This is a genomic window from Devosia sp. (genome assembly GCF_030689745.1).
Taxonomy (GTDB): Bacteria; Pseudomonadota; Alphaproteobacteria; order Rhizobiales; family Devosiaceae; genus Devosia; species Devosia alba.
Genome location: NZ_JAUYGL010000049.1, coordinates 1 through 9,149, shown reverse-complemented (window position 1 = coordinate 9,149; position 9,149 = coordinate 1). Strand labels below are relative to the sequence as shown.

The 9,149-nt window shown below is 52.5% G+C and carries 12 protein-coding genes; 5 read left to right on the top strand and 7 right to left on the bottom strand.

Translation table 11 applies throughout. The features are described from left to right. Positions 1-382, bottom strand: a 382-nt coding sequence (locus tag Q8O80_RS21505; protein ID WP_371136099.1) for a helix-turn-helix domain-containing protein, incomplete at its 3' end; no start/stop codon positions are given. On the opposite strand from Q8O80_RS21505, the gene tnpA reads away from it, so the two are divergent. Further along, entirely contained in the window at positions 266-613 is a 348-nt protein-coding gene (gene tnpA, locus Q8O80_RS04295) for an IS200/IS605 family transposase (RefSeq protein ID WP_371136098.1), read from the top strand. The genes Q8O80_RS21505 and tnpA overlap by 117 nt on opposite strands. A gap of 75 nt (positions 614-688) precedes the next feature. Here the strand turns inward: tnpA and Q8O80_RS04290 are convergent, their stop codons facing one another. From Q8O80_RS04290 to Q8O80_RS04265, 6 genes are read right to left on the bottom strand one after another with little or no spacing between them, the layout of a single operon-like run. Further along, the gene (locus Q8O80_RS04290) at positions 689-1,288 is read right to left on the bottom strand and encodes a hypothetical protein (protein WP_305577293.1); all 600 of its coding nucleotides are present in this window, start codon (positions 1,286-1,288) and stop codon (positions 689-691) included. Between the two features lie 2 nt (positions 1,289-1,290). Then, positions 1,291-3,114, bottom strand: coding sequence for a conjugative transfer system coupling protein TraD (traD, locus tag Q8O80_RS04285; RefSeq protein WP_305577291.1), 1,824 nt, complete (start codon positions 3,112-3,114; stop codon positions 1,291-1,293). A 3-nt stretch (positions 3,115-3,117) separates the two neighbouring features. Continuing rightward, positions 3,118-3,510, bottom strand: a complete 393-nt coding sequence (locus Q8O80_RS04280; RefSeq protein ID WP_305577289.1) for a hypothetical protein — start codon at positions 3,508-3,510, stop codon at positions 3,118-3,120. Continuing rightward, positions 3,507-3,950 (bottom strand): conjugative transfer protein MobI(A/C), encoded by a 444-nt coding sequence (mobI, locus tag Q8O80_RS04275; protein WP_305577287.1) that lies wholly within the window; start codon positions 3,948-3,950, stop codon positions 3,507-3,509. Before mobI ends, Q8O80_RS04280 begins: the two co-directional genes overlap by 4 nt. A 13-nt stretch (positions 3,951-3,963) precedes the next feature. After that, positions 3,964-4,260 carry a hypothetical protein gene (locus Q8O80_RS04270; protein WP_305577285.1) on the bottom strand — a complete coding sequence of 99 codons (297 nt, stop codon included), beginning with the start codon at positions 4,258-4,260 and terminating at the stop codon, positions 3,964-3,966. A gap of 40 nt (positions 4,261-4,300) precedes the next feature. Beyond that, positions 4,301-5,167 (bottom strand): replication initiator protein A, encoded by an 867-nt coding sequence (locus Q8O80_RS04265; RefSeq protein ID WP_305577282.1) that lies wholly within the window; start codon positions 5,165-5,167, stop codon positions 4,301-4,303. Positions 5,168-5,477: 310 nt separating this feature from the next. Between Q8O80_RS04265 and Q8O80_RS04260 the strand changes: the two genes are divergently transcribed. The 4 genes from Q8O80_RS04260 (at position 5,478) to Q8O80_RS04245 (ending at position 8,857) form a co-directional block, all read left to right on the top strand. Then, a complete protein-coding gene (locus Q8O80_RS04260; RefSeq protein ID WP_305577280.1) occupies positions 5,478-5,756 on the top strand; it encodes a type II toxin-antitoxin system RelE/ParE family toxin in 279 nt (92 codons plus the stop codon). An 11-nt stretch (positions 5,757-5,767) separates the two neighbouring features. After that, positions 5,768-6,055 (top strand): HigA family addiction module antitoxin, encoded by a 288-nt coding sequence (locus Q8O80_RS04255; RefSeq protein ID WP_305577278.1) that lies wholly within the window; start codon positions 5,768-5,770, stop codon positions 6,053-6,055. Positions 6,056-6,072: 17 nt separating this feature from the next. Continuing rightward, positions 6,073-6,714 carry a hypothetical protein gene (locus Q8O80_RS04250; RefSeq protein WP_305577276.1) on the top strand — a complete coding sequence of 214 codons (642 nt, stop codon included), beginning with the start codon at positions 6,073-6,075 and terminating at the stop codon, positions 6,712-6,714. Positions 6,715-7,336: 622 nt separating this feature from the next. Next, on the top strand, positions 7,337-8,857 hold the full coding sequence (locus Q8O80_RS04245; RefSeq protein ID WP_305577274.1) for a SulP family inorganic anion transporter: 1,521 nt from the start codon (positions 7,337-7,339) through the stop codon (positions 8,855-8,857). The last annotated feature ends 292 nt before the right edge of the window (positions 8,858-9,149 follow it).

Here is a 9,149-nt window from a genome sequence, read left to right as displayed (position 1 = left end):
GCCACTTGCACATTGCAAAATGATTGATGAACTTTTCGCCAGCTTCGTGATTGGCTATTTGCAGCGCCAGCGCCTTGTTCCAGACGTATCGGCACGAACCGGCAATGCGACGCATGGCGCGTTGCTGTTCGCCGTTTGGCTTAATCCGAAATTTGTAGGCTTGCAAGCGTTGCATGTTTAAAATTATACTCGGTCTATGGAGAAAAACAACGAAATTAGACACGGCAGGCATTGCATTTTCAAGATGCACGTTCACTTGGTCTTTGTGACCAAATATCGCCGTGGCGTATTCACCAAGGAAGTGATTGATGACCTGCGGGGTATCTTCGCGGGTGTCTGCACAGACCTTGAAGCGGAGCTGATGGAATTCGACGGCGAGCATGACCATGTGCATCTCCTGGTGAACTATCCGCCAAAGCTGGCGGTATCGGTGCTGGTGAACAGCCTCAAGGGTGTATCCAGCCGAATGATTCGCAAAAAGAACTATCCATGTATTCGCAAAAAATTGTGGGGTGGTGCTTTGTGGTCGCCATCGTATTTCGCCGCCTCATGCGGCGGAGCGCCGATTGCCATCATTCGCCAATACATCGAGCAACAGCAAACGCCGGAGTAAGCTGGCAACATGGATACCTGCGGTATCCGCGCTATTCATCCTCCCCCTGAACAGGGAGGATTTCCGCGTAATCTGTTAAATCCGCTTCTGCAGGTTGCTCAACCAGACCCAGCTTGAGAATCCAATAGCGATGATCGCCAGCGGTGCGACGACTGCGGGTATCGGGAACGGCAAGGCTATCCAGATCGCCACGCCAATGAGGGTGGTGTTGGATATGACGACACCCATCCGGTGTTTTATCGGCGACTGTGAGGAAAACCGGTGCATGCTGATCTCGCGCACGCCCCACCCATCCAGAGTGATGGCGATGACAAAGGGGAACAGGATGAAGAAGTACAGCAGGAGCATGTTAGCGCGGTAGGTGATCAGGGAGTACCACAGCCAGGTGACGATGGCGCGTTCTTGCGACCAGTTTTTCATCATCGCGGGAAGCACTTCTGTCTCTTTGATGGCCGAGGTGGAATCCTTGATGATGTCCATGCTCGCAGAGATGGACTGCGTGTAGATCCATCGATCAGAGGCTACCCCACCCATCTGAACCGCAAAGGCGCGCTCGGCCTGAAGCGAGTTCATCAGGAATTCGGGCGATATCAACGTCCACACGGCCATTGCACCCAATACAGCAAACATGACGATGGCAGCACCAATACCGCCCTTGTTCTTTTTGTCGGCCATGCTCAGTCCTTTTCCTGAAGTATCTTGATCTTGCCTTTGATGAGCCGCCCACCAGAGACCTTTGCGAAGAAATGGAGTGGCGCAAGCTCTCCGAGTATTTCGGGGGTAATGATCGGGGCTTCCTCTTCGATGACGGACTCCTGATAGGAGGATTTGTATTCATCCTGAAGGTGTGCGTCAGCTCCATGTCCGTAGCGCAGGTTGATGGATTTGTATTTGAACTTCGGCAGGCTGTCCGTGATGTATTTTTGCGTGTCGCCATCGGTCACTCTGAAGACGAGCAGGTTGTTGATGTTGCCCAGCACCTGTTTGGCTTTGTTTTCATCGCCAAGGCGCGCCGGGAGGTCGGCAAAGGTCTGCATCGCCAGGGTGACTCGGAATAACGCGCCGCCGCCCTTGTTCATGAGCTGGATGGTGGGTTGGTTGATAACCTCGGCAGCTTCGTCAATAAACAGGTTCACCGGACGGATGGAATCGATGCCGTAGTTGTAGCGGTCACCGGCCACGGCAGTTAAATCAGCCAGCATGATCGAGCCGATGGCGCTACCGACCGTGCCATCCGCCAAACTGTCCAGTCCGAGGTAGAGGACTTGGTTGTTGTTGATGATCTTGGCCATGTCGGTCGATTGCCGTTTGCCGCCCATCTCGGAAGTGGGCGACAGCAAGTCAGTCAACGGATCTGAGGTGAGCATGGACAGAATCGGGATGAGCGAAGCGACCATTTTCTGGAAGTGGTCCCGGTTGTGCTCAAAGGTCGAGATCAGGCCGTCCAGATCGGATGACTGGGCTTCGTGGATGACGATCTGCTTGTAAAAGTCGATATAGGCTTCCAGTACTTTGTCTTTGTGCTTTTTCACAAACCCGCTTGAGCGAGATTCCCAGTCCGCCACGTAATCAATGAAGTGGTGACGCAGGGTATTCAACACGAGGTTGTCCGCGCCGCCCTCGATGTAGTGTTTTAGGTGAGCCAAATTCGGGCTTACGCCGGTGGCCACCAGGCCGTTCACGATGTCGTTGAGCACTTTCCAGCCGAACGCTGCGAACGGGTCTGCGCCGGTCTCCGATGGAATCAGGGCGGCAACGCGGCTGGCAAGCTCTGTACGGCGGTTCCAGTTGCGCATCGGGTCGATGGAGACTGACTTTTCAGGGTGCGCGGGATGGAAATAGACGAAGCGCTCCGGCTGCCCCATGGCTTCGCATATCCTTTTTGCATTCTCGGCCAGTTCGTGATCGCCTTTGGGGTCAATGATGATGACGCACTCGCCACGAAGGATCGCTTGGCCAATCAGGTTTTCCATCGCGCGGGTTTTACCCACTCGTGTCGTTCCGACAATTCCGGTATGACCCACAAGGTTGCCAACATCCATGAAGCGGGCGGTCTCTTTGTCGAGGCCGTGAAGCCAGTACGCGCCGTTCAGACGGTGTTCGTCGGTTCTCTTGCCAATGGTCTTTGCGATGCCCAGCCCGATCATCGAGTGCATCTTTTGGGCTTCGATGTCCGTCCAGTCAAAACCGTCACCCAGCCAGACTGCTTTCTTTTTCTTCGCTTCTTCAGTTTTCTGGGCCAGTTCTGCAATGGTCATGAATTCTATGCCGAAGTTTTCCAGCCTTGAGCTGCCCACGTAGCGATTCCAAGCGGCTATGCCGCGGTATGCAGCCATCCCGGTACACACGAGCGCTGCAACCGCGCTGAACTTCATGGGGATAGGTACAGGCATGTATTTGCCTATCAGCAGGGTTGCCGTAGCCGCCCCGCCCCACACCATCGCCATCTTGGCTTCGATGTTCGGCCGCCAAGGATTCTCCCAATCAAACGATTCAGCCATGCACTATTCCCTTGTTCTGAGTGTGAGGATGGTCGCCGATAGGTACATTCCCACCAGCACTTCGATAAGCTGTTGGCCACTCCCGACCATTGCAAGGATGAGCATCGCTGGAATCGACAGCAGGAAGACGGCGGACGCAAGGCGCTTGTTTACCCGGACGCTGAATCCGTCAGTTGCGAACAGCCAGATGGCCGATAGCCAGACCACAGGGATTGCCATAGCGACCGCACCGCCATATTCCACCCAGATCACCAGCACGCTGGAGGTGAACGACAGGATGCCTAGAACGATGCACAGGCCGGTTGAGTCGGGCATTTCGGCCCAACGTCCACGGAAGGTGTTGTACCGCCACGAGAGGGTTGCCAGCTCCCCGATGAGTTGGCCGAGCTCGTTCATTCGGTCTTATTGGCGTGCTTGAGCAGTATGATCGCCTTGCTTGTCAGGGTGACTTCTCGGCGAATTTCTCTTAGCTCAGGCTCGATGGTTTGAATCATCTCGATTTCCCAAGGTTGAGCCAGCTTGAGCAAGACAGCCATGTTGTAGCCATAGTCACCTTTCTGCCTGGTGATGAGCCTCTTTGTCATACGGCGTGTCATTGCGGTCTTTGACCCATACCACCCAATTTCGTACCAGTTCGCCGTCAAGCTATTTCCGCGCATCCGCGTCTGCACGAACAACACACTCTTTTCATCCCATGACTTCAGCTTGTTTTCCGCCATCACAAGATTGAAGTGTTGCTGGCACAAGTCCATGGCTTTTACGCCAAGCTCCTCGACATGATTCCGTAGGGATTGAATGGCGATTTCTACGTTTCCTGATCCATTTGCTGTCTGCATACATCCTCCAAGGTTAATTCCACAACTCACCTTTACACACTGTGCGGATTGACCTGTTTTGGCGCACCTTTACTTCTGCGCCATCAGGCTCGGTCGGCGCGGTAAATTGCCAAGCCACAAAAGCCCCAAGCAATCCCGAATCGCAATAGATACTCACCATCGAATCATCAAGTTGAGCGCGGAATGAGCGCTTAACCAATGGGCGGAACGCTCGTCTGGCAGCGGAATATTCGTCTTGAATTTCGCTTGCGCCTTGTGTTTCGGAATTCTCGTCTGGCAACTGCGGAAAATTTATCTTCTTAAATTTCATAGTGTTGAATGCGGAAAAATCATCTTGGTCGCGAGATTTCTTACGCCATCCCGATGAAAGACAAATTTTCCTTTTCCCCATTTTCTTCAGAGGAAAATTCCGGCAGTGGCTTGACCACAAGCTCCTTGATGACGGGATGAAACTTGCGCAGAGGCGATGCCGATCCAGTCACTGCATGCAGTTTGGCAAAAGGCACCGGCAATCTCTCGGCACTACCGCAGTGCTGCTTGAGGAATAGATAGATCAGTCTGCGAGCGGCAGAGAGGGTGAAATAATCGGGGTGGATCGGGTCAAAGAATTCATTGTGGGTGAGGCAATAAATCATGTGAGGAAGCCTGATTTTGACCGTCCTCAAGCGCCCCGCTTCATCTCGCCCCAGTTGATATTTTTCAGCGAGATTGAAAGATGCTGCATCAAGTCCAATAGGCTTGGTGTTGGAGAGAATGGTGCTGCCGGCAAGCCGCTTTAGCCCTTGGATGAATATGCTCTCGCGCTCGCCATTTTGGGCGCGTCCAGAAAACTTGTAGAAGTCCTCTACGTCGAATTGGTAGACCGGCCCCACATCAACTTCCCTTCCATCCATCGCAGCATTGGCTATCCAGGTAACGCAATAGATCAGCATGTCAAAATCCCGGATGGTCGGTAGACCGGTTGGGCTGGATGAAAACTGGATGAACTTGTCCTTGTACTCAAACCTGCGGGGCTTCATATCCCCTGTTGAGATCGCGTAAGGTGAGCAATACGGCAATTCAGCCAAGAATTCGTCACATCTGGCGATCCGGTCAAATGAGTCTGCGGCAGGAGGAAACAGGTCTTCATCCTTAATGAATGACGTTCCGAAGATGTCCAGGATCGCAATGAACTTGAATGCAGAGGGATCTATTTTGATTGCTTGGTGTTTCTCCATGACGAAGCTACTTCCACTTGAATGACTCGCGAAGTCTAGATATTTGGGCAGAGGAAATCCCAAGAATGCGGTTCAAATTTGAACCGCATTCCCACAGCTTCTTCAGGACGATTCGGCGGGTTTCAAAGCGCAGATGTGCTGTAGATGTTCTGGGGAGCGCGTGTGTGTAAAGCGGCGTTCAGGCACGCGTTCTGTAGATGCCCTGTAGGTGCTGTGGAAAATCCTTCAACTCCTAGTTGCGCTACAGGCACCCCAAAGTTGCTGTGCGGCGTCTTGACATCTGTATATTTACTATTTACACTTCCAGACCATGATCAAGTCATTCAAGCACAAGGGACTCAAAGCATTCTTTGAAACTGGCAGCAAAGCCGGGATACAACCCAAGCATGCTGGAAGACTGCGACTGATGCTGACTATGCTGGACAACGCCAAGCGCCCAGATGATATGAATGCTCCGGGCTGGAGATTTCACCAACTCACAGGCGATAAGGCGGGTCACTACTCGGTAACGGTAAATGGCAACTGGCGCATGACATATACCTTTGATGCACAAGATGCCGAGATTGTCGATTATCAGGATTACCACTAGGAGAAATGAACATGAGCAGAATGCATAACCCCCCACATCCTGGTGAAGTCTTGCGGGAGTGGATCCCCGAAGGAATGACGGTGATGACTGCAGCGCAGGCGCTGCAAGTATCGAGAGTGACCTTATCCAAGGTACTTAATGGCAAGGGAGGCATAACTGCGAATTTAGCATTGCGCCTTTCTGCATGGCTGGCCACAACACCGGAAGTCTGGCTTGGGATGCAAACACAGTTTGACTTGTGGCAAGCAAAACAAACGCCTGGGCCGAAGATAAAACCGCTGCAACGGCTGGCGGCTTAGTTGAGGAGGTAAGGAAAATGAATACTGGATTGGGAATCGTTCTGTTGGTTGTATTTGCAATCGGCGCCGCCACGATCTTGGTTTGGGTAGCCAAACAGGTGGCCAGCGCATATCGTCGCTTCGTTGCGCATCAACCGATGACGGCCGTGACGAAGAAACAAAGGTTTGTCCGAGTGGGTCATGGCAAGGTGCTGACGAACTTGAATGACCTTCCGCAATACAAGGGCGAGACTGGCCTCTTTGGCCTCCCCCGCTACCGCGACGTGATCGTGCCGAACAAGCACAACTACGCGGCTGTCGTGTACATGGATCATCCGGTTAAGCAGTATTTTTACGACTTGATGGGGTCTTGGAAGGAAGCCACTGCTGATAGTCGTTTCTTGCTTGTGTGGTTTTGTATGATCGCTGGCACCTCCATAATTAATCCGGTATTTGGATTGCTAGTTGCGATCTTTTTATTGTGGTTTGTCTTTTGGATGTGGCCAAGTACATCTAGGATGGAAAGGCGCTCTGCAGAGAACGCCAAGAACTTCACACCTGACGACTGGAGGCAAATCTACAGGGAAGCCGCCGAGTCCAAAGAGCGAGAGGATGAGCTGGTTAGAGCGCTCCGCAGAAGTGGTGTTCGGCGCTTGTATGTAGATCGGTGTGTGAAGTAATTGCCGTGCAATGATAGAACAACATGAAAATCATGCACGGCGATTGAAGAGCTTCTTAAGTTGTAGTTTTGCAGATTTGATCTGACAGGCATCGTCCATAATCGGCCATTGCGGACTGTCGCTCCAGTCTGGGCTGAGTTAACTATGGGCGTCCGCTTTGTGGCATGCTGTCAGAATTGCACTACAGCCGCTGCGTGTCGATAGGGTGAATTCGCGAGCGTCAGCTTCAGAGCAATCAAAATTTCCGTGTGCGCAAAAAACTGAACTGCTCGACAGCGGACGCTCGCGAATTCACCCTATCGACACACTGGAGTCAGTCACGACCGACCGCTTTATAGCCGCCAATTTACAAGGGCGAAATTCCGCATCGTGAATAGTGCGGCCATACATAGTTTTGGAGTTCTGCAAAACTGAACTTCGCTGATCGGCCATTTGCTGCAAATGGTGAGCGGCTGCTACAAACGTGCCGAGTATAATCACGCCAACGACCTATCTGAGCCATTCCGATGTAATCCATCTACGCCTTAATCGCCTAAGTATCACAGGCCGCCGCATCCATTACAAACACTTAGCATTGCTGCCCTCACGCATGGGCAGCGTTATATTTTTTGAGGCAGTTTTTATGAAAATCAACAATTTTGCCGAAGCCAAGACCAATGTCTTGAGCGGCCTCACCGTCGCCCTCGCACTCGTTCCAGAAGCTATCGCCTTCGCACTGGTGGCACATGTGCATCCGCTAGTCGGTTTGTATGCCGCCTTTATGGTGAGCATCATCACCTCGTTAATTGGTGGTCGTCCCGGCATGATTTCTGGCGCAACGGGTGCGCTGGCCGTGGTGATGGTGGCGCTGGTGGTGACGCATGGCGTGGAATATTTGTTCGCGACCGTCGTGCTGATGGGCATTTTTCAAATCGGCTTTGGTCTCGCCAAATTCGGTAAATTCATTCGCATGGTGCCGCACCCCGTGATGCTGGGTTTTGTGAACGGCTTGGCTATTGTCATCTTCCTTGCGCAGATGGGGCACTTCAAAGTCACCAGTGCGGATGGCGTGCAAACATGGATGTCTGGTGCGCCGCTTTACACCATGCTGGGCTTGATCGCCTTGACCATGGCAATCATCTACCTGCTGCCCAAACTGACTAATGTCATCCCTTCCACCTTGGCCGCGATTGCCACTGTCTCTGCACTGGTGATCTTCGCAGGCATTGATACCAAGACCGTGGGTGATATGGCCTCCATCGCCGGTGGCTTACCCCAGTTCCACCTACCCGATGTGTCGATGAATCTGGAGACATTGAAGATCATCCTGCCTTACAGCCTGATTCTCGCCGCCATCGGTTTGATTGAATCTCTGCTTACATTGAACCTCATCGATACCATGACGCAGACGCGCGGTAAACCCAATCTTGCCAGCGTCGGTCAAGGTGTCGCCAACGTGGTGACCGGTTTCTTTGGCGGCATGGGCGGATGTGCCATGATCGGCCAGAGCATGATCAACGTGACCAATGGCGCAGTAAAGAATCTATCTGGCATCGCTGCTGCGCTGTTTTTGCTGTGCTTCATCTTGTTCGCCTCGGAATGGATTGAGATGATTCCGTTGGCCGCACTAATCGGCCTGATGTTCGTCGTGTCTGAAAAGACCTTCGAGTGGGGCAGCTTCAATCTATTTGGCAAAGTACCCAAGACCGACATCGTGGTCGGCATCACCGTCGCCGTAGTAACCGTACTCACCGATCTGGCGATTGCGGTGATCGTCGGCATCATCATCTCCTCGTTGGCTTTTGCTTGGGAGCATGCCAAGAACATTGATGTGCGCGTGAGTACCGAAGAACACGGCTGGAAAGTGTATGACCTGCACGGCTCACTGTTCTTTGCCTCGTCGCAGAATTTTCTGACCTTGTTCACGCCGCAGACTGATCCAGCAGAAGTGGTGATTGATTTCAAGAATGCGCGTGTGAAGGATCATTCCGGCCTTGAAGCCATCGACCAGCTGGCAGAGCGCTACGCCGAGTTGGGTAAGAAATTACACCTGCGCCACTTGAGTCCAGATTGCCTGGAATTGTTGGACAAAGCCAAAGGCATGATCGAAGTGAATGTGCTGGAAGACCCTCTGTACCATCCGGCGGATAACCGTCTCGGCTAATACAATTATTGTCTGACTTGCCCAGCACACAGCTAATGCTTTGTATTAGGGCTGAGAAGACAGAATATAGACCCCACGGAAGGTCGTAGGTCGTCCGATAGCACCGATAGGTTTTTTGGTTTGCGACCGTCCGCAAAGTCCACAAAGCCGACCTTCGACTTGCTCCGAAACGGCCGTTCGGTTTCCGCCACAACAACATCAACAGCAATCAGCCCTGTTTCAGCAGCACTTCGAACTGCTCAATCGGTACCGGCTTGCCAAACAGATACCCTTGGTAGTGAGTGCAGCCCTT

Coding starts and splice junctions, on each gene's coding strand:
- Q8O80_RS04290 (WP_305577293.1), bottom strand. CDS start 1,288: ATGGCCGACAAAAAGAACAAGGGCGGTATTGGTGCTGCCATCGTCATG.
- traD (WP_305577291.1), bottom strand. CDS start 3,114: ATGGCTGAATCGTTTGATTGGGAGAATCCTTGGCGGCCGAACATCGAA.
- Q8O80_RS04280 (WP_305577289.1), bottom strand. CDS start 3,510: ATGAACGAGCTCGGCCAACTCATCGGGGAGCTGGCAACCCTCTCGTGG.
- mobI (WP_305577287.1), bottom strand. CDS start 3,950: ATGCAGACAGCAAATGGATCAGGAAACGTAGAAATCGCCATTCAATCC.
- Q8O80_RS04270 (WP_305577285.1), bottom strand. CDS start 4,260: ATGAAATTTAAGAAGATAAATTTTCCGCAGTTGCCAGACGAGAATTCC.
- Q8O80_RS04265 (WP_305577282.1), bottom strand. CDS start 5,167: ATGGAGAAACACCAAGCAATCAAAATAGATCCCTCTGCATTCAAGTTC.
- Q8O80_RS04260 (WP_305577280.1), top strand. CDS start 5,478: ATGATCAAGTCATTCAAGCACAAGGGACTCAAAGCATTCTTTGAAACT.
- Q8O80_RS04255 (WP_305577278.1), top strand. CDS start 5,768: ATGAGCAGAATGCATAACCCCCCACATCCTGGTGAAGTCTTGCGGGAG.
- Q8O80_RS04250 (WP_305577276.1), top strand. CDS start 6,073: ATGAATACTGGATTGGGAATCGTTCTGTTGGTTGTATTTGCAATCGGC.
- Q8O80_RS04245 (WP_305577274.1), top strand. CDS start 7,337: ATGAAAATCAACAATTTTGCCGAAGCCAAGACCAATGTCTTGAGCGGC.